The organism is Citrobacter sp. MGH103 (genome assembly GCF_001034475.2).
Taxonomy (GTDB): Bacteria; Pseudomonadota; Gammaproteobacteria; order Enterobacterales; family Enterobacteriaceae; genus Citrobacter; species Citrobacter freundii.
Genome location: NZ_CP073043.1, coordinates 825,322 through 844,916, shown reverse-complemented (window position 1 = coordinate 844,916; position 19,595 = coordinate 825,322). Strand labels below are relative to the sequence as shown.

Annotated in this window: 24 protein-coding genes; 17 read left to right on the top strand and 7 right to left on the bottom strand. The window is 52.2% G+C overall.

Annotated features, from left to right (window positions below; genetic code table 11):
* Positions 1–2: 2 nt before the first annotated feature.
* Both yqgB and SK33_RS26620 read right to left on the bottom strand, forming a co-directional pair.
* Entirely contained in the window at positions 3–134 is a 132-nt protein-coding gene (gene yqgB, locus SK33_RS04105; protein ID WP_003027062.1) for an acid stress response protein YqgB, read from the bottom strand.
* A gap of 91 nt (positions 135–225) precedes the next feature.
* Positions 226–363: a hypothetical protein gene (locus tag SK33_RS26620; protein WP_269147429.1), complete on the bottom strand. Its 138-nt coding sequence runs from the start codon at positions 361–363 to the stop codon at positions 226–228.
* A gap of 418 nt (positions 364–781) precedes the next feature.
* On the opposite strand from SK33_RS26620, the gene metK reads away from it, so the two are divergent.
* The 8 genes from metK to ruvX all read left to right on the top strand — a co-directional run bounded on the left by metK (position 782) and on the right by ruvX (position 7,971).
* Entirely contained in the window at positions 782–1,936 is a 1,155-nt protein-coding gene (metK, locus tag SK33_RS04095) for a methionine adenosyltransferase (RefSeq protein WP_003027071.1), read from the top strand.
* 399 nt (positions 1,937–2,335) lie between these two features.
* Positions 2,336–3,730 (top strand): galactose/proton symporter, encoded by a 1,395-nt coding sequence (gene galP, locus SK33_RS04090; protein WP_048218567.1) that lies wholly within the window; start codon positions 2,336–2,338, stop codon positions 3,728–3,730.
* A 77-nt stretch (positions 3,731–3,807) separates the two neighbouring features.
* Positions 3,808–4,305 (top strand): SprT family zinc-dependent metalloprotease, encoded by a 498-nt coding sequence (locus tag SK33_RS04085; protein WP_003838223.1) that lies wholly within the window; start codon positions 3,808–3,810, stop codon positions 4,303–4,305.
* A gap of 94 nt (positions 4,306–4,399) precedes the next feature.
* Positions 4,400–5,107 (top strand): deoxyribonuclease I, encoded by a 708-nt coding sequence (gene endA, locus SK33_RS04080; RefSeq protein ID WP_016150969.1) that lies wholly within the window; start codon positions 4,400–4,402, stop codon positions 5,105–5,107.
* Between the two features lie 74 nt (positions 5,108–5,181).
* Complete coding sequence (gene rsmE / locus SK33_RS04075; protein WP_003027080.1) at positions 5,182–5,913, top strand: 16S rRNA (uracil(1498)-N(3))-methyltransferase; 732 nt, start codon at positions 5,182–5,184, stop codon at positions 5,911–5,913.
* Between the two features lie 19 nt (positions 5,914–5,932).
* Entirely contained in the window at positions 5,933–6,880 is a 948-nt protein-coding gene (gshB, locus tag SK33_RS04070) for a glutathione synthase (protein ID WP_003027083.1), read from the top strand.
* Between the two features lie 111 nt (positions 6,881–6,991).
* Positions 6,992–7,555, top strand: a complete 564-nt coding sequence (locus SK33_RS04065) for a YqgE/AlgH family protein (protein ID WP_003027086.1) — start codon at positions 6,992–6,994, stop codon at positions 7,553–7,555.
* Positions 7,555–7,971: a Holliday junction resolvase RuvX gene (gene ruvX, locus SK33_RS04060; RefSeq protein WP_003027087.1), complete on the top strand. Its 417-nt coding sequence runs from the start codon at positions 7,555–7,557 to the stop codon at positions 7,969–7,971. Before SK33_RS04065 ends, ruvX begins: the two co-directional genes overlap by 1 nt.
* Here ruvX and SK33_RS04055 read toward each other — a convergent pair.
* Complete coding sequence (locus tag SK33_RS04055) at positions 7,968–8,948, bottom strand: type IV pilus twitching motility protein PilT (protein ID WP_048218569.1); 981 nt, start codon at positions 8,946–8,948, stop codon at positions 7,968–7,970. The genes ruvX and SK33_RS04055 overlap by 4 nt on opposite strands.
* 17 nt (positions 8,949–8,965) lie before the next feature.
* Between SK33_RS04055 and SK33_RS04050 the strand changes: the two genes are divergently transcribed.
* Genes SK33_RS04050 through hemW form a run of 5 tightly spaced genes read left to right on the top strand, consistent with a single transcriptional unit; the run spans position 8,966 to position 12,272 of the window.
* Entirely contained in the window at positions 8,966–9,670 is a 705-nt protein-coding gene (locus SK33_RS04050) for a YggS family pyridoxal phosphate-dependent enzyme (RefSeq protein ID WP_003027093.1), read from the top strand.
* A gap of 18 nt (positions 9,671–9,688) precedes the next feature.
* Positions 9,689–10,255: a YggT family protein gene (locus tag SK33_RS04045; protein ID WP_003027097.1), complete on the top strand. Its 567-nt coding sequence runs from the start codon at positions 9,689–9,691 to the stop codon at positions 10,253–10,255.
* Positions 10,252–10,542, top strand: a complete 291-nt coding sequence (yggU, locus tag SK33_RS04040; RefSeq protein ID WP_003027101.1) for a DUF167 family protein YggU — start codon at positions 10,252–10,254, stop codon at positions 10,540–10,542. Before SK33_RS04045 ends, yggU begins: the two co-directional genes overlap by 4 nt.
* A gap of 7 nt (positions 10,543–10,549) precedes the next feature.
* Entirely contained in the window at positions 10,550–11,143 is a 594-nt protein-coding gene (locus SK33_RS04035; RefSeq protein WP_003027104.1) for an XTP/dITP diphosphatase, read from the top strand.
* Positions 11,136–12,272: a radical SAM family heme chaperone HemW gene (gene hemW, locus SK33_RS04030; RefSeq protein WP_048218571.1), complete on the top strand. Its 1,137-nt coding sequence runs from the start codon at positions 11,136–11,138 to the stop codon at positions 12,270–12,272. The genes SK33_RS04035 and hemW overlap by 8 nt, the downstream gene beginning before the upstream one ends.
* 115 nt (positions 12,273–12,387) lie before the next feature.
* Here the strand turns inward: hemW and ansB are convergent, their stop codons facing one another.
* From ansB to trmB, 4 genes are all read right to left on the bottom strand, one after another.
* The gene (gene ansB / locus SK33_RS04025) at positions 12,388–13,434 is read right to left on the bottom strand and encodes an L-asparaginase 2 (RefSeq protein WP_003027108.1); all 1,047 of its coding nucleotides are present in this window, start codon (positions 13,432–13,434) and stop codon (positions 12,388–12,390) included.
* 188 nt (positions 13,435–13,622) lie between these two features.
* Positions 13,623–14,342 (bottom strand): DUF2884 domain-containing protein, encoded by a 720-nt coding sequence (locus SK33_RS04020; RefSeq protein WP_032950065.1) that lies wholly within the window; start codon positions 14,340–14,342, stop codon positions 13,623–13,625.
* 49 nt (positions 14,343–14,391) lie between these two features.
* The gene (locus SK33_RS04015) at positions 14,392–14,718 is read right to left on the bottom strand and encodes a YggL family protein (protein WP_003027115.1); all 327 of its coding nucleotides are present in this window, start codon (positions 14,716–14,718) and stop codon (positions 14,392–14,394) included.
* The gene (gene trmB, locus SK33_RS04010) at positions 14,718–15,437 is read right to left on the bottom strand and encodes a tRNA (guanosine(46)-N7)-methyltransferase TrmB (RefSeq protein ID WP_003027117.1); all 720 of its coding nucleotides are present in this window, start codon (positions 15,435–15,437) and stop codon (positions 14,718–14,720) included. Before trmB ends, SK33_RS04015 begins: the two co-directional genes overlap by 1 nt.
* Before the next feature lie 160 nt (positions 15,438–15,597).
* Between trmB and mutY the strand changes: the two genes are divergently transcribed.
* The 4 genes from mutY (at position 15,598) to SK33_RS03990 (ending at position 19,587) form a co-directional block, all read left to right on the top strand.
* On the top strand, positions 15,598–16,650 hold the full coding sequence (gene mutY, locus SK33_RS04005) for an A/G-specific adenine glycosylase (RefSeq protein ID WP_048218922.1): 1,053 nt from the start codon (positions 15,598–15,600) through the stop codon (positions 16,648–16,650).
* A 27-nt stretch (positions 16,651–16,677) separates the two neighbouring features.
* Positions 16,678–16,947: an oxidative damage protection protein gene (locus SK33_RS04000; protein ID WP_003027126.1), complete on the top strand. Its 270-nt coding sequence runs from the start codon at positions 16,678–16,680 to the stop codon at positions 16,945–16,947.
* Positions 16,948–17,033: 86 nt separating this feature from the next.
* Entirely contained in the window at positions 17,034–18,119 is a 1,086-nt protein-coding gene (gene mltC / locus SK33_RS03995; RefSeq protein ID WP_008321260.1) for a membrane-bound lytic murein transglycosylase MltC, read from the top strand.
* A gap of 211 nt (positions 18,120–18,330) precedes the next feature.
* Complete coding sequence (locus tag SK33_RS03990; RefSeq protein ID WP_003027130.1) at positions 18,331–19,587, top strand: nucleoside permease; 1,257 nt, start codon at positions 18,331–18,333, stop codon at positions 19,585–19,587.
* Positions 19,588–19,595: the final 8 nt, after the last annotated feature.

The following is a 19,595-nucleotide window of genomic DNA, read 5'->3' as shown; positions in this document are numbered from 1 at the left end:
CCTCAAATTTTATTAACAAGTGTAAAACAGTTGACTACTATCGCAATCCGAAGACGCGATAACAACCCAAATACAGGCAGAATTTGCAGCAGATAGTGCTGACGCTCCGACTGTGCGACCGGTTTCTTTTTCATATCAATGTAAACACGTAACCGAACTTAATGCTGACGGTTCGGCGAAACCACGAGAAAACTCTTGTTTACCAAGAGCGCCCTTGTTCAGTTCTTAGTGACCGTTACCGGCCCTGGAGTCCTGAGAAGCGCCGAGATGGGTATAACATCGGCAGGTATGCAAGATGCAGATTGCGGGGAACATATGTACACCAGAACGGTGCGACAGATTCAGCAGAATACAACGGTTCATTATCTCGTATCACCTCCACGGTTGCTCCTGACGGAACGAACCCACAAGCCAAAGCTAAAGTCTTAACCCGGCTGGAAGTGGCAACACGATGAAAACGTCGTGTGCTTTTGTATGAGCCGCGCGCCGCGTTTTATACCCATAAGGAAGTCAAAAAGCAAAAGATAAATGCGTGCATTGCCAGCACCGTCAGGAAAAATTTCCAGTTACATTTTCAGTACAATGCGACCTCAATCAAAAAAAGCTGGAAATCAGGCGAAGAACTGTCCTAAAATAGCCGTCCAGATGTTAATCCATCTATACCGATTAACACTCAGACTGCCAGTGTCCGTCATCTGCAGACTCATGGTAGAATCTTCTACACATGGCTATTCCACTCGACAGTTTGAGCTAACCAAATTCTCCTTAGGTGAAATTAAATATGGCAAAACACCTTTTTACGTCCGAGTCCGTATCAGAAGGGCATCCTGACAAAATCGCTGACCAAATCTCTGACGCCGTACTGGACGCAATCCTCGAGCAGGATCCGAAAGCACGCGTTGCCTGCGAAACCTACGTCAAAACCGGTATGGTTTTAGTTGGCGGTGAGATCACCACCAGCGCATGGGTTGATATCGAAGAGATCACCCGTAATACGGTTCGCGAAATTGGCTATGTGCATTCCGACATGGGCTTTGACGCCAACTCTTGTGCGGTACTGAGCGCGATTGGTAAACAGTCTCCGGACATCAACCAGGGTGTTGACCGCGCCGATCCGCTGGAACAGGGCGCAGGCGACCAGGGTCTGATGTTTGGTTATGCAACCAACGAAACCGATGTGCTGATGCCAGCCCCGATCACCTATGCTCACCGTCTGGTGCAGCGTCAGGCTGAAGTGCGTAAAAACGGCACCTTATCCTGGCTGCGTCCGGATGCAAAAAGCCAGGTTACCTTCCAGTATGACGACGGCAAAATCGTCGGTATTGATGCGGTTGTTCTGTCGACTCAGCACTCTGAAGACATCGATCAGAAATCGCTGCAAGAAGCAGTTATGGAAGAGATCATCAAGCCGGTACTGCCTACTGAATGGCTGACTGCTTCGACCAAGTTCTTCATCAACCCAACCGGTCGTTTCGTAATCGGCGGTCCAATGGGCGACTGTGGACTGACAGGTCGTAAAATCATCGTTGATACCTACGGCGGCATGGCGCGTCACGGCGGCGGTGCATTCTCTGGTAAGGATCCGTCTAAAGTTGACCGTTCCGCAGCCTATGCAGCTCGTTACGTCGCGAAAAACATTGTTGCCGCTGGTCTGGCTGATCGCTGTGAGATTCAGGTTTCCTACGCAATCGGCGTGGCTGAACCGACCTCTATCATGGTGGAAACGTTTGGTACTGAAAAAGTGCCTTCTGAGCAACTGACCCTGCTGGTGCGCGAGTTCTTCGACCTGCGCCCGTATGGTCTGATTCAGATGCTGGATCTGCTGCACCCGATTTACAAAGAAACCGCTGCTTACGGTCACTTTGGTCGCGAACATTTCCCATGGGAAAAAACCGACAAAGCCGCTCTGCTGCGTGAAGCTGCCGGTCTGAAGTAATTCCCTCACGGCTCAACGCTTATGAAGACCAGCCTCGCGCTGGTCTTTTTTATGTCCTTTTCTCTTCCATACCCCATAGCCAAAGCTACGCTAATCTCCCTTGTTGCAAACAGCAAATGAAAGCGATTACATATCGTAGAATTTCGATCCAACATGAATCAACATCTCTTCGTTACTGTGATTGCATCACTGTTACATTATATTTCAGCATTATCTTAAACTCAGACAATCAATGTTATTCATGTGAAATAAATAACGTTATTTTTCAATCAAATAACCAATAACTTACATGAATGCTAGTGTAACCGATTACACTAATGTGATGTGATTCGCATTTTTTTACCCCGTACTCACCTACCCTTAACATCAACAAAACTAGCTACCCAACCGGAGGGCATCATGCCTGACAATAAAAAAACGGGGCGTTCCAACAAAGCTATGACATTTTTTGTCTGCTTTCTTGCAGCCCTGGCTGGATTACTTTTTGGCCTGGATATCGGTGTTATTGCCGGAGCTTTACCGTTCATCACCGACGAGTTCCAAATTACCCCCCACACTCAGGAATGGGTGGTGAGTTCGATGATGTTTGGTGCTGCCGTGGGTGCCGTCGGCAGCGGTTGGCTCTCCTTCAAACTGGGGCGTAAAAAGAGTTTGATGATCGGCGCAATCCTGTTTGTTGCCGGTTCACTGTTCTCCGCCGCGGCACCAAACGTTGAAGTGCTGTTGGTTTCCCGCGTGCTGCTCGGCCTTGCGGTAGGCGTTGCGTCTTATACCGCGCCGCTTTACCTGTCTGAAATTGCCCCGGAAAAAATTCGTGGCAGCATGATCTCTATGTATCAGTTGATGATCACTATCGGTATTTTGGGTGCGTATCTTTCCGATACGGCGTTTAGCTACAGCGGCGCATGGCGCTGGATGCTGGGCGTGATCATCATCCCTGCCATACTGCTACTGGTTGGCGTTATCTTCCTGCCGGACAGCCCACGCTGGTTTGCTGCTAAACGTCGTTTTGTCGATGCTGAACGTGTTCTGTTGCGTTTGCGTGATACCAGCGCAGAAGCCAAACGCGAGCTGGATGAAATTCGTGAAAGTCTGCAGGTGAAGCAGAGCGGCTGGGCGCTGTTTAAAGAAAACAGCAACTTCCGCCGCGCGGTATTCCTTGGCGTCCTGTTACAGGTGATGCAGCAGTTCACCGGGATGAACGTCATTATGTATTACGCACCGAAAATCTTTGAGCTGGCGGGCTACACCAACACCACCGAGCAGATGTGGGGGACTGTTATCGTCGGTCTGACCAACGTGCTGGCAACCTTTATCGCCATTGGCCTGGTTGACCGTTGGGGCCGCAAGCCTACGCTGATCCTCGGCTTTATCGTCATGGCCGTCGGTATGGGCGTGCTGGGTACGATGATGCACGTGGGTATTCACTCGGCGGCCGCGCAATACTTCGCTGTACTGATGCTGCTGATGTTTATCGTTGGCTTTGCCATGAGCGCCGGTCCGCTGATTTGGGTTCTGTGCTCTGAAATCCAACCGCTGAAAGGCCGCGATTTCGGTATCACCTGCTCTACCGCAACCAACTGGATTGCCAATATGATCGTCGGTGCAACCTTCCTGACGATGCTGAACTCGCTGGGAAGCGCCAATACTTTCTGGGTCTACGGTGGTCTGAACGTCCTGTTCATCTTCCTGACCCTGTGGCTGATACCTGAAACTAAAAATGTCTCTCTGGAACACATTGAACGTAACCTGATGAAAGGTCGTAAACTGCGCGAAATTGGCGCACACGACTAATCACGAAAAGCTTCCTCCCCCGCGGGAGGAAGCCTTCCTCTTGCAGTCCCTTCCCTGTCGCACTATCCTCTGGCGTTATGAAAACCTCCCGTCTCCCTATCGCCATCCAGCAAGCCGTTATGCGTAGCCTGCGGGAAAAACTCGCTCAGGCCAATCTCAAGCTAGAACGCAATTACCCGGAGCCAAAGCTGGTTTACCAACAGCGCGGAACCGCCGCGGGTACCGCGTGGCTACAAACCTACGAAATTCGTCTGAATCCCGTCCTGCTGATGGAGAACGTTGACGCGTTCGTTAACGAAGTGGTGCCCCATGAACTGGCGCATTTACTGGTGTGGAAATACTTTGGCCGCGTGCCGCCGCACGGCAAAGAGTGGAAATGGATGATGGAAAGCGTGCTGGGCGTGCCAGCCCGACGTACGCATCAGTTCGAACTGCAATCCGTGCAGCGTAAGACCTTTACTTACCGCTGCAAGTGTCAGGAACACCAACTGACCGTACGCCGCCATAACCGCGTGATACGCGGCGAAGCCACCTACCGCTGCGTTCACTGCGGCGAACCACTGATTGCAGAATAATCTTCAGAATTATCAGGAACTTTTCTGATCTAACTGATTGCATACAGGAATGACTTTCGCTACGTTGCGGGCTCGTTTTGACACGGAGTTCGTGATGTACCGTAATTTTTCTTTTGCTGCGGCCTTGTTAGCCGCAGCATTTTCAGGCCCGGCTTTAGCCGAAGGCATCAACAGTTTTTCTCAGGCAAAAGCGGCGGGCGTCAAAGTTAACGCCGATGCACCAGGCGATTTCTACTGCGGTTGTAAAATTAACTGGCAAGGCAAAAAAGGGGTCGTGGACCTCGAATCCTGCGGCTATAAAGTGCGAAAAAACGAAAACCGCGCCAGTCGAATTGAATGGGAGCACGTTGTCCCCGCCTGGCAGTTTGGTCATCAGCGCCAGTGCTGGCAGGACGGTGGGCGTAAAAACTGCGCTAAAGATCCGGTCTATCGCAAAATGGAAAGCGATATGCATAACCTGCAGCCTGCGGTAGGTGAAGTGAATGGCGATCGCGCTAACTTCATGTACAGCCAGTGGAACGGTGGCGAAGGCCAGTATGGACAGTGCGCGATGAAGGTTGATTTCAAAGAGAAAGTTGCCGAGCCGCCTGCCCGCGCCCGTGGCGCCATCGCGCGTACCTATTTTTATATGCGCGACCAATACAACCTGACGCTCTCTCGCCAGCAAACCCAGCTTTTTAATGCCTGGAATAAGCAGTATCCGGTCACCGACTGGGAGTGTGAGCGCGACGAACGCATCGCGAAGGTACAGGGGAATCATAACCCCTATGTGCAACGCGCTTGCCAGGCGCAAAAGAGCTAACCTACACTAGCGGCAATATTTTTAACCATGCCCTGGCCTGTTGCAGCCCAGGGCCATGACGCGGATGTTTAACTATGCGCATTCCTCGCATTTATCACCCAGAGCCACTCGCTTCCGGTAGCCAAATTTCACTGTGTGAAGATGCTGCCAACCATATCGGCCGTGTACTACGTATGGGGCCAGGCCAGCCGCTACAGCTGTTTGATGGCAGCAATCAGGTATTCGACGCCGAAATTACCCACGCCAGTAAGAAAAGCGTGGAAGTGAAGGTGCTTAACGCTGAACTCGACGATCGGGAATCACCGTTGCATATCCACCTGGGCCAGGTAATGTCGCGCGGTGAAAAAATGGAATTTACTATCCAGAAATCGATTGAACTGGGTGTAAGCCTCATTACGCCACTTTTTTCTGAGCGTTGCGGCGTTAAACTGGACAATGAACGCCTGAACAAGAAGCTCCAGCAGTGGCAGAAAATCGCTATTGCCGCCTGCGAACAGTGCGGTCGTAATCGGGTGCCTGAAATTCGCCCGGCAATGGATCTGGAAGCATGGTGCGCAGAACAGGACGAAGGACTGAAGCTCAATCTGCATCCTCGCGCCAGCGCCAGCATTAACACGCTGCCGCTCCCGGTGGAACGTATCCGCTTGCTGATTGGCCCGGAAGGTGGGTTGTCGGCAGATGAAATTGCCATGACCGCACGGTATCAGTTTACTGATATTCTGTTAGGACCTCGCGTTCTGCGTACTGAGACAACTGCGCTCACCGCCATTACCGCGCTTCAAGTGCGTTTTGGCGATCTGGGCTAAGGCATAAACGGAGAAGAACATGATCAAGCTCGGCATCGTGATGGATCCCATCGCAAGCATCAACATCAAGAAAGATTCCAGCTTCGCAATGCTGCTGGAAGCGCAACGCCGCGGTTACGAAATTCATTATATGGAGATGGCCGATCTTTATCTGATCAACGGCGAAGCCCGCGCCCATACGCGTACCCTGAGCGTAGAGCAGAACTACGACAAATGGTATGAGTTCAAGAGCGAGCAGGATCTCCCGCTGGCAGACCTGGACGTTATTCTGATGCGTAAGGATCCGCCGTTTGATACCGAGTTCATCTACGCGACCTATATTCTGGAACGTGCAGAAGAGAAAGGAACGCTGATCGTCAACAAACCGCAGAGCCTGCGCGACTGCAACGAAAAGTTGTTCACCGCATGGTTTGCCGATCTGACGCCGGAAACTCTGGTCACACGTAACAAAGCGCAGCTGAAAGCCTTCTGGCAAAAACACAGCGACATCATACTTAAGCCGCTGGACGGCATGGGCGGGGCCTCTATTTTCCGCGTGAAGGAAGGCGATCCGAACCTTGGCGTTATTGCGGAAACGCTGACCGAGCACGGTACCCGCTACTGCATGGCGCAGAACTATCTGCCAGCCATTAAAGACGGCGATAAACGCGTGCTGGTGGTCGATGGCGAACCCGTTCCTTACTGCCTGGCGCGTATTCCGCAGGGCGGCGAAACCCGTGGCAACCTGGCCGCAGGTGGTCGTGGCGAGCCGCGTCCATTAACCGACAGTGACTGGGAAATTGCCCGTCGCATTGGGCCAACGCTGAAAGCGAAAGGTTTGATTTTTGTCGGTCTGGATATCATTGGCGATCGTCTGACGGAAATTAACGTCACCAGCCCAACCTGTATTCGTGAAATTGAAGCGGAGTTCCCGGTTTCGATTACCGGTATGCTGATGGATGCCATTGAGGCGCGCCTGCAAAAATAAAAGAACTCGCCGGTAGAAGGGACCCTACCAATACTAATAGTGACAGCGCTCCTGTTTGTACGCATACTGGGCGCTGTTGCTTTTTTGAACCAGGAAACAGAACCTCTGACAATGAATTTACAGCATCACTTTCTAATTGCCATGCCTGCTCTCCAGGATCCAATTTTCCGCCGTTCCGTGGTGTATATTTGCGAACACAATGAGAACGGAGCAATGGGGATTATCGTCAATAAGCCTCTGGAAAACTTACAAATTGAAGGGATTCTGGAAAAGCTGAAGATTACTCCAGAAGAACGCGATCCGGCCATTCGTCTGGATAAGCCCGTGATGCTCGGCGGCCCGCTGGCAGAAGACCGTGGATTTATACTTCATACCCCACCGTCGCGCTTTGCGTCCAGTATTCGCATTTCTGATAACACCATCATCACAACCTCCCGCGATGTATTAGAAACTCTGGGCACGCAGGAGCAACCATCCGAGGTGCTGGTGGCATTAGGCTATTCATCATGGGAAAAGGGCCAACTGGAACAAGAGTTACTGGATAACGCCTGGCTTACGGCCCCTGCCGATCTCAACATCTTATTCAAAACGCCGATTGCCGACCGCTGGCGCGATGCGGCGAAGCTTATCGGGATAGATATTCAGACCATGCCCGGCGTGGCGGGACACGCATGATGAACGGAACATTACTCTCTTTTGATTTTGGTACGAAAAGTATCGGCGTCGCCGTGGGTCAGCGCATTACCGGTACGGCCAGGCCATTGCCCGCCATCAAAGCACAGGACGGTACGCCAGACTGGAATTTGATTGAACGCCTGCTGAAAGAGTGGCAACCGGATGAAATCATTGTCGGCCTGCCGCTCAACATGGATGGCACCGAACAGCCCCTTACCGCGCGCGCACGTAAATTCGCTAACCGCATTCATGGTCGCTTTGGCGTAACCGTAACGCTGCACGATGAACGTTTGAGCACCGTCGAAGCCCGCTCAGGTCTGTTTGAGCAAGGCGGTTACCGGGCGTTGAATAAAGGCAAAGTGGACTCCGCTTCTGCCGTTATTATCCTGGAAAGCTATTTCGAGCAGGGCTATTAAAGCCGCCCCTGCGCCTGTCGCTGCTGTAAACTTTGTGCAAACGTCTGCATACCTGTCTGCTGCCCGGTTTGAATCACGCCGGGTAGCTGATGCGTTTTCCCTTCGCGGATCAAATTGCCCACGGCGGGCGTGTTGACGAGCAGTTCGAATAGCGCCACGCGTCCCCCCTGCTTATCCTCCTCCAGTTTTTGCGAAAGAACCGCCCGCAGGCTATCTGCCAGTTGGTTACGCACAGGATCTTTCTCTGTTGCTGCAAAGGAATCCACCAGCCGCGCGATGGCCTGTGCCGCACCTCGCGTATGTAACGTTGCCAGCACCAGATGTCCGGTCTCCGCCGCCGTTAATGCCAGCCGAATGGTTTCCACGTCGCGCAGCTCACCCAGCAAAATAACGTCGGGATCTTCGCGTAGCGCACCGCGCAAACCGGTGGCGAAAGAGGCGCAGTGTGCGCCCACCTCCCGCTGTTGAATCAGACAATGTCGGCTGGTGTAGCGATATTCAATAGGATCTTCCAGCGTCAGAATGTGCCCCTCAATATGCTGATTAAGATACTCCACCATCGCAGCCAGGGTCGTAGATTTACCGCTGCCGGTAGCGCCTGTCACCAGAATCAACCCGTTTTCACTGTGAAGCAGTTCAGGTATGACCGCGGGAGGCTGAAGATCGTCTAAATGGGGACAATCCAGCGGTAGCAGTCTTAGCGCCAGCGAGGTTCCCTGCAGATGGACAAATGCGCTGGCGCGCAGCCGCCGGGAGTCCGTCAGGGTAACGGCAAAATCAATCTGCCCTTGCTCCTGCAACTGTACCTGTTGTTGCTCACTGAGCCAGCACATCAGCAGATTCTCTACGTCAGGCGCGGTAAACGGTGCGCTTTCGACTTTTCCATGTCTGCGCCAACGCGCAGGCCATGCATTGCGCAGGTGTAGATCCGACACGTTATGCTTTACACTAAGGGCCACTATTTCTTCCATATTCATATGAACATCCTCGGAAAATGAACGATATCGCGCATAACCTGGCACATGTCCGGGACAAAATCTCAGCCGCCGCGACGCGTTGCGGGCGGTCTTCAGAAGAAGTTATATTGCTTGCAGTCAGCAAAACCAAACCTGCGAGCGCCATCGAAGAAGCCATTACCGCAGGGCAGCGTGCCTTCGGTGAAAACTATGTCCAGGAAGGGGTGGATAAAATCCGCTACTTTCAGGAAAAAAGCGTCAACGATCTGCAGTGGCACTTTATCGGCCCGCTGCAGTCCAACAAAAGTCGTCTGGTCGCTGAACATTTTGACTGGTGCCATACGATCGACCGTCTACGTATCGCTGCCCGTCTGAGCGAACAGCGCCCGGCAGACCTGCCGCCGCTGAATGTGCTGATCCAGATTAATATCAGCGATGAGAACAGTAAGTCAGGGATTCCGCTGGCAGAGCTTGATGCCCTGGCCGCTGAAGTCGCTGCGCTGCCGCGTATTACCCTGCGTGGTTTGATGGCTATTCCCGCTCCTGAGTCAGATTATGTAAGGCAGTTTGAAGTTGCACAGCAAATGGCTGTAGCATTTGCCGGGTTGAAAACACGCTATCCAAATATCGATACGCTCTCGCTGGGGATGTCTGATGATATGGATGCCGCTATCGCGGCGGGTAGCACGATGGTGCGCATCGGCACTGCCATTTTTGGTGCTCGTGATTACACTAAAAAATAAGGAAAATTAAGGAACACCATGAATACGTTGACCTTCCTGCTCTCAACGGTAATTGAGCTGTATACCATGGCGCTGCTGCTGCGCGTGTGGATGCAATGGTCTCGCTGCGATTTCTACAACCCGTTCTCGCAGTTTATTGTGAAAATCACTCAGCCCATTATTGGGCCGTTACGCCGTATTATTCCGCCAATGGGGCCCATTGACAGCGCATCAGCATTAGTCGCGCTCGTTCTCAGCTTTATCAAAGCCATCGTGCTATTTAAGGTGGTCACGTTCCAGCCGATCATCTGGATCGCCGCCGTGCTGATTGTCCTGAAGACCATTGGGCTGCTGATTTTCTGGGTGCTGCTGGTAATGGCAATTATGAGCTGGGTCAGCCAGGGTCGCAGCCCGGTGGAGTACGTGCTGATTCAACTGGCGGATCCGCTGTTGCGTCCTATCCGTCGCATACTTCCAGGCATGGGCGGGATCGATTTCTCCCCAATGATTCTGGTTCTGCTGCTCTATGTCATTAACATGGGTATCGCAGAAGTGTTACAGGCGACAGGCAACATACTGCTGCCGGGGCTGTGGATGGCGCTATGAGTGCCGTTACACCCTGCGACGACGGTCTGGTTTTACGGCTCTATATTCAGCCGAAAGCCAGCCGTGACAGTATTGTGGGTTTACATGGCGACGAAGTTAAAGTCGCCATTACCGCCCCGCCGGTCGATGGACAAGCCAACAGCCATCTGGTGAAGTTTCTCGGCAAACAGTTCCGCGTAGCGAAAAGCCAGGTCGTTATTGAGAAGGGCGAGCTTGGTCGTCACAAACAGGTTAAAATTATTCATCCGCAACAGATCCCGCCCGAAATTGCGGCGCTAACTGATTAGGTATCCCATGCAAAAAGTTGTCCTCGCGACCGGCAATGCCGGTAAAGTGCGTGAACTCGCCTCTCTTCTGAGTGATTTCGGTCTTGATGTTGTTGCCCAAACGGATCTGGGAGTTGATTCTGCAGAAGAGACCGGACTGACGTTTATTGAGAACGCCATTCTGAAGGCGCGTCATGCCGCGCAAATTACGGGTTTGCCAGCCATTGCTGATGACTCCGGCCTGGCAGTAAATGCCCTTGGCGGCGCGCCGGGTATCTATTCAGCCCGCTATTCCGGCGAAGATGCGACCGATCAGCAGAACCTGGAAAAACTGCTGCACACCCTGCGGGATGTCCCGGATGACCAGCGTCAGGCGCAATTCCACTGCGTGCTGGTGTATATGCGCCATGCGGACGATCCCACGCCTTTAGTGTGCCACGGAAGCTGGCCGGGCGTGATTACCCGTGAACCGGCCGGAAACGGTGGTTTTGGTTACGACCCAATCTTTTTTGTGCCGTCCGAAGGAAAAACAGCTGCTGAGCTGACCCGCGAAGAAAAAAGTGCGATTTCTCACCGCGGACAGGCACTGAAGCTGCTGCTGGATGCCCTGCGCAATGGTTAACCTTCCGCCGCTAAGTCTTTATATTCACATCCCCTGGTGCGTGCAGAAATGCCCGTACTGCGACTTTAACTCGCATGCGCTTAAGGGCGAGGTTCCTCATGACGACTATGTTCAGCACCTGCTGAACGATCTGGATACTGAGGTGGCCCACGCCCAGGGGCGGGAAGTAAAGACAATTTTTATCGGTGGTGGTACGCCGAGCCTGCTTTCTGGCCCGGCAATGCAAACGCTGCTCGACGGCGTGCGCGCACGGCTGAATCTGGCCGCAGATGCAGAAATCACAATGGAGGCGAATCCCGGGACGGTGGAAGCCGATCGCTTTGTTGATTATCAACGCGCTGGCGTAAACCGTATCTCGATTGGCGTACAGAGCTTTAGCTCCGCCAAACTCGAGCGTCTGGGACGTATTCACGGGCCGGAAGAAGCCAAACGAGCAGCACACCTGGCGAGCGGTCTGGGGCTACGCAGCTTTAACCTCGACCTGATGCATGGTTTGCCAGATCAGACGCTGGAAGAGGCGCTGGGCGATTTACAGCAGGCCATCGCGCTCAACCCACCGCATCTTTCCTGGTATCAGTTGACCATCGAACCCAACACGCTGTTCGGTTCCCGACCGCCTGTTTTACCAGACGATGATGCGCTGTGGGATATTTTTGAGCAAGGCCACCAGTTGCTGACCGCCGCCGGGTATCAACAGTACGAAACCTCAGCCTATGCGAAGCCGGGCTATCAGTGTCAGCACAACCTTAATTACTGGCGTTTTGGCGACTATCTCGGTATTGGCTGCGGCGCGCATGGCAAAATTACGTTCCCGGACGGGCGCATTCTGCGTACCACCAAAACGCGGCATCCGCGTGGCTACATGCAAGGGCGTTATCTCGAAAGCCAGCGTGATGTCGCCGAAGCCGATAAGCCGTTCGAGTTCTTTATGAACCGTTTCCGGTTGCTTGAGGCCGCGCCTCGAGCGGAGTTCAGACAATATACCGGGCTTACCGAGGACGTTATTCGTCGACAGATCGATGAGGCTATTTCCCAGGGCTACCTGAGTGAATGCGATGAATACTGGCAGATTACTCAACAAGGTAAGCTGTTTTTGAACTCTCTGTTGGAGCTGTTTCTGGCGGAGTAATACGGTAACGATGTAGGCCAGATAAGGCCTTGAGCCGCATCCGGCAAATTGCCTGATGGCGCTGCGCTTATCAGGCCTACAGGGTTAGGTCGATGAGCGCAGCCACCTTCAGTCATTAATACTGATTAAACATTTCCTGGATCTGTTTAGGATCCTTGGTTTGAGTCAGCGCAAGCTGCAGCAGAACACGTGCTTTTTGCGGGTTCAGGGAACCTGAAGCCACAAATCCGTATTTTGCATCATCAACTTCTGCATCCTGCGTGGTGGCACCCGTTGGTACACGAGATGAACGCACCACAACGGTACCTTTATGCGCGGCGGTTGCCAGCGTATCGAAAATGGTTTTATACAAGTTACCGTTACCTACACCTGCACTAACGATCCCTGCGTAACCCGCATCTACCAGTGCTTTTGCCGGCAGATCGGAGGCGTTAGCATAGTTGTAAACAATCCCAACTTTCGGCAACTCGGTCAGCTTAGAAACATCGAACGGAGTAGACGTGGTGTGCTTACGCGCAGGCGTACGCTGGTAGTCGATTTTACCGTTATGAATGTAACCCAACGGGCCGTAGTTAACGGATTTGAAGGTAGCAACGTCGGTAGTGTTGGTTTTAGTCACGTCGCGACCATCCATAACGGTGTCGTTCATCACCACCAGCACTCCGCGGTTGGCAGAGGCTTTGTCTGCGGCAGTTACCACTGCGTTATACAGGTTGAACGGGCCATCAGCACTCATACCCGTAGATGGACGCATGGCGCCGACCAGCACGACCGGCTTGTTGCACTTGACGGTCAGGTCGAGGAAATAGGCGGTTTCTTCCATGGTATCCGTACCATGTGTCACCACGAAGCCGTCGGTTTTATCACACTCGGTATTAATCTTTTTGGCCAGCGTTAACCAGACTTCGTCATTCATATCCTGGGAGCCGATGTTCACCACCTGCTCGCCTTTAACGACAGCGATATCTTTCAACTGAGGAACGGCCTCAACCAGATTTTCTACGCCAACCTTGCCTGCCGTGTAGTTAGATTTTGTCGCGGAATCACCGCCACCAGCAATCGTCCCGCCGGTCGCTAAAATAGTGATATTTGGCAGTGCAAGCGCCGCGCCGCTGAAACCCATAACCAGTGCGGCAAGCGCCGTTTTCTTGAAAAACTCCATGTTATTTCTCCAGTTACTTGAATTTGCAGCATTATGTCTATCCTACAGATGAATAATGTGACGAGTTCCAATTAACCAGATTTATATCTCCATCAAATTGTTATTCTTAGAGATGGATATCAAAAAAACAGAAAAGTACAAAATAAAACGGCGCAGAATGTTTCTGCACCGTTAAAAAGAGGTGAAGATTATTTCAGAGTGCTAACCAGCGTTTTACGATCGTTTTCCAGCGTCACGACGCGGGCACAAACATCTTTGCCAAACTGTTGGAAGTCTTGTTCCTGATTCTTCCATTCGTTTTGAATTGAGGTTTGCAAGCCACCAAGGCTACCGAGCACGCCCTGCAACGGATTACCACCACCTTTGAGTACGGCTTTGGCACCCATTTCGTTGATGCTGTCCTGCAAAATACCGCCCATCGCCTGATTAACCAGCTGTTGTCCGTCCGCGCGAACTTGATCAATCGCCTTATAATGGAAGGTCAGGCCATCAGTTCGATGCTCGATGATACGGTTCATCTGCTCTTTCAATTGCGCATCCAGCTTGGTTAAGCGGCCACGCATGTTGCTGCTTTCACCGACCTCTTTGGCGATGATTTTATCCAGCGCCACGCGACCTTTCTCTACGCGCGCTCTGGCACCTTCGTCAATCCACGGCAGGCTGCTACGCAACGCCGCCTGATAATCTTTGGCCTGCTCACGCTGTGCGGCGTTCAGGCTGTACTGTTTACCGTTGAAGGTGACATCGCCGGTCTGGGTAATAATCAGGTCGCCGTTCTCGCCCTTCACCTGCACCGTTTGTGGGCTCAAAATCACATCGTCACGCGGGGTGACGCTGCACTGGTAATCTGCATGTGCGGCCATCGCCGTGAACGTTAGGACTGCCGCCAGCAGCGTTTTGCGCATCATATCTTTCCCTCAAGACAAATCGGGCCGGCATTTGCCGACCCTGTGCTACTTAGTCCCACCAAATATCGAAAAGTTCGCTGGTACGCACTTCTTCTAGTTTGTGCTCTTCCAGCCACTTACGCACGATTGCCTGGTGTTCTTCGGTGCATTTGCCGATTTCCTGCAGACAGATCAGACCTTCCCAGGCCAGATAGCCGCTGCCGTCAAAAGCCAGCTTGTTCGGTTCGATAACTTCATTGATAAAGTCATCAACGATTTGATCGACCTGCTCTCCAGATGTACCTTCCGGGAAACGCCATGCAACCGAAAACCCTACTTCCTGGAATTCTTCGATGTGCATCTTTTTACGCAGACGACGGCTACGGTTCTTTGCCATTATTTCACCCTCTCGAACATTAAGTCCCATACGCCGTGGCCAAGACGATGACCACGTTGTTCAAATTTGGTTACCGGGCGCGATTGTGGGCGCGGTACATAATCGTTACTCTCAGACTGGTTTTTATACCCGTCAATGGAGGACATCACTTCCAGCATATGTTCCGCATAAGCTTCCCAGTCGGTTGCCATGTGGAATACGCCGCCCAGCTTCAGCTTACTTAAGATATGCTCAGCAAACGGTACCTGAACGATACGGCGTTTATTATGACGTGCTTTATGCCACGGGTCAGGGAAAAACAGCTGAACCATAGATAAAGAATTGTCAGGAATCATTTTATGCAGGACTTCAACGGCATCATGGCACATGACGCGCAGGTTCTCGACCCCCTCTTCATGGGCTGAAGCCAGACACGCACCAACGCCCGGCGAGTGAACCTCAATGCCAAGGAAATTCTGTTCCGGACGCGCTTTCGCCATTGCGACCAGCGACGCTCCCATACCAAAACCGATTTCCAGCGTGACTGGCGCATCACGGCCAAACAGTTCTGCGAAATTTACAGGCTCTTCGCTGAACTCAACGCCCATCACCGGCCAGTAGTTTTCCAGCGCGTGCTCCTGCCCTTTCGTCAGTCGCCCCTGGCGACGAACAAAACTACGAATCCGGCGCAGAGGGCGGCCGTTTTCATCAAATTCCGGTGAAATGACGTCGTTCTTCATAAAAGTTTAGTCTGCTGTGTTTGAGTTCTGAAAACGGGCATTATCCAAAGTTAGTTGCCGGATGCAAGTAAAGGAAGAAAGTGAGCAGCGGAAAGTTCCGGTTTACACCCCGTTGCCGCTGTGCTGCAATCTTGCCCCCGGCAATAATGAAACGGTAATCATGCAAGCGTCTCAATTCTCGGCTCAGGTTTTGAGCTGGTACGACAAATACGGGCGGAAAACGCTGCCCTGGCAAATTGATAAGACGCCTTACAAAGTATGGCTCTCTGAGGTAATGCTGCAACAAACTCAGGTTGCGACCGTTATCCCTTATTTTGAACGCTTTATGGCGCGCTTCCCAACGGTAACGGATTTAGCCCATGCGCCGCTGGATGAGGTTCTGCATTTGTGGACCGGGCTGGGTTATTACGCCCGAGCGCGTAATCTGCATAAAGCCGCGCAGCAGGTTGTCACGCTGCATAGCGGTATATTTCCGCAAACTTTTGATGAGGTGGCCGCCCTACCTGGCGTCGGTCGCTCAACCGCAGGCGCGATCCTTTCCCTCTCTCTGGGTCAGCATTTTCCGATTCTCGACGGTAACGTCAAACGCGTGCTGGCTCGCTGTTATGCTGTAAGCGGCTGGCCGGGTAAAAAAGAGGTCGAAAAGAAGCTGTGGGAGTTGAGCGAGCAGGTGACGCCCGCCCATGGCGTTGAGCATTTTAATCAGGCGATGATGGATTTAGGCGCCATGGTCTGTACGCGCTCAAAACCTAAATGTTCGCTGTGTCCGTTGGAAAATGGCTGTGTGGCCAGCGCCAATGCAAGCTGGGCGTTGTACCCGGGTAAAAAACCCAAGCAAACGCTGCCGGAACGAACGGGCTATTTTTTACTGATGCAGAATGATGACGAAGTGCTGCTCGCACAGCGACCGCCCAGCGGCTTATGGGGTGGTTTATACTGTTTTCCACAGTTTGACGGCGAAGATGGACTGCGCAACTGGCTGGCGCAACGGCAAATTAACGCAGATAATCTGACCCAACTTAATGCGTTTCGCCATACCTTTAGCCATTTCCACTTAGACATTGTGCCTATGTGGCTTCCTGTGTCTTCATTCGGCGCATGCTTGGATGAAGGCAACGCGCTCTGGTATAACTTAGCGCAACCGCCGTCGGTCGGACTGGCGGCTCCCGTGGAGCGTTTGTTACAGCAATTACGTGCCGGTACACACGTTTAACGTACCGGTCGATAGAGAGGATTTTTTATGAGCAGAACGATTTTTTGCACTTTCCTGCAACGCGAAGCAGAAGGCCAGGATTTTCAGCTGTACCCGGGCGATCTGGGGAAACGCATCTACAACGAGATTTCTAAAGAAGCATGGGCGCAATGGCAGCATAAGCAAACCATGCTGATTAACGAGAAGAAGCTCAATATGATGAACGTTGAGCATCGTAAACTGCTTGAGCAGGAGATGATCAACTTCCTGTTTGAAGGCAAAGACGTGCATATTGAAGGCTATACACCAGAGTCTTAAGAACCGTTGCCGGATGGCGCTGCGCTTATCCGGCCTACGATTTACTCTGGTCCTTGCAAATAACAAACACAACACGCACTCCCGGAATGATGAAAAAATTTCTCGCGCTTGCCGTTATTGCGCCGTTGCTCATCTCCTGTTCCAGTTCGACCAAAAAAGGCGATTCCTATAACGAAGCCTGGGTCAAGGATACCAACGGTTTTGATATTCTGATGGGGCAATTTGCCCATAACATTGAGAATTTGTGGGGATTTAAGGAAGTGCTGATTGCGGGTCCAAAGGACTACGTAAAGTATACCGATCAGTATCAAACCCGCAGCCATATCAACTTTGATGACGGTACGATAACCGTCGAGACCATTGCCGGGACAGATCCCGCCGGACACCTGCGTCGGGCGATTATCAAGACATTGCTGATGGGGGATGATCCAGGTTCTATCGACCTCTATTCCGATGTCGACGACATTAAGATTTCCAAAGAGCCGTTCCTGTACGGGCAGGTGGTCGATAATACCGGCAAGCCCATTCGTTGGGAGGGGCGTGCCACCAATTTCGCTGACTATCTGCTGAAAACACGCCTGAAAAGCCGCAGCAATGGTATTCGCATCATCTATAGCGTGACGATCAACCTGGTACCGAACCACCTTGATAAGCGCGCGCATAAATACGTCGGCATGGTGCGTCAGGCTTCGCGTAAGTATGGCGTCGATGAGTCGCTGATTCTGGCCATCATGCAAACCGAATCCTCATTTAACCCATATGCGGTCAGCCATGCCGATGCACTGGGACTGATGCAGGTGGTACAGCACAGCGCCGGGAAAGATGTGTTTCGCTCGCAAGGGCGCTCCGGCACACCGAGCCGTAGCTTCCTGTTTGACCCGGCCAGCAACATTGATACCGGTACCGCCTATCTGGCTATGCTCAACAATGTCTATTTAGGCGGCATTGATAATCCAACATCCCGTCGCTACGCGGTGATCACGGCATATAACGGCGGTGCGGGCAGCGTACTGCGCGTTTTCTCGAACGATAAAATCCAGGCAGCGAATATTATCAACAGCATGACCCCGGGGGACGTTTATCAAACGCTGACTACCCGACATCCGTCGGCTGAATCACGCCGATACCTTTACAAGGTCAATTCCGCACAAAAATCATATCGACGCCGCTAATATATCCCCTCTTCTGCCCCGGGAAACGGGGTCCGGAAGAGGGTAAAGTGTTAACTCCATCACTCTTTTGCTTTGCAATCAGAAATTGTTTGCAAATATTTGTCACAGGTAACAAAAAAAGAGTGTCCCTCGTTGATAGAATCACATCATCAAGCCCCGGCAAATGTGCCTTTTAAAACATTCATCCGCATTACGGTGTGAGGAAATTAACATGAATCTTAAGCTGCAGCTGAAAGTGCTCTCGTTTCTGCAGTTCTGCTTATGGGGTAGTTGGCTCACTACCCTCGGCTCCTATATGTTTGTCACCCTAAAATTCGATGGTGCATCCATTGGCGCAGTGTATAGCTCGCTGGGGATCGCCGCCGTGTTTATGCCTACGCTGTTAGGGATCGTGGCCGACAAATGGATCAGTGCGAAATGGGTGTACGCCATTTGTCACCTGGTCGGTGCAGCAACGCTGTTCGCCGCAGCCGAAGTCACCACCCCAGGCGCTATGTTCTTTGTGATCTTGCTTAACTCTTTGGCCTATATGCCAACGCTGGGGTTAATCAACACCATTTCTTACTATCGCCTGCAGTCAGCCGGTATGGATATCGTAACGGACTTCCCGCCAATCCGTATCTGGGGCACTATCGGCTTTATCATGGCGATGTGGGGCGTGAGCTTCTCCGGCTTCGAGCTGAGTCATATGCAGCTGTATATCGGTGCAACGCTGTCCGTTGTTTTGGCGCTGTTCACGCTGACGCTGCCGCATATTCCGGTGGCTAACCAGCAGAAAAACCAGAGCTGGTCGTCCATGCTGGGCCTGGATGCTTTCGCGCTGTTTAAAAACAAGCGCATGGCGATTTTCTTCATCTTCTCCATGATGCTGGGCGCGGAGCTGCAGATTACCAATATGTTCGGTAATACCTTCCTGCACAGCTTCGATAACAACCCGCTGTTCTCCGGTAGTTTCATCGTTGAACACGCCTCGGTGATGATGTCGATCTCGCAGATTTCCGAGACGCTGTTTATCCTGACCATCCCGTTCTTCTTGAGCCGTTACGGTATTAAGAATGTAATGCTTATCAGTATTGTGGCGTGGATGCTGCGTTTCGGCCTGTTTGCCTACGGCGATCCGACACCGTTCGGTACCGTGCTGCTGGTTCTGTCGATGATTGTTTACGGCTGCGCCTTCGACTTCTTCAACATCTCTGGCTCGGTATTCGTGGAGAAAGAAGTTCGCCCTGAAATCCGCGCCAGCGCACAGGGTATGTTCCTGATGATGACCAACGGCTTCGGTTGTATTCTGGGCGGACTGGTGAGCGGTAAAGTAGTTGAACACTATACGCTGAACGGTATTACCGACTGGCAGACCGTGTGGCTGATCTTCGCAGGTTACTCGCTGGTTCTGGCTTTTGCCTTCGTGGCGCTGTTTAAATATAAACACGTACGCGTTCCGGCAGGCACCCAAACTATCGCGCACTAACGTTTACG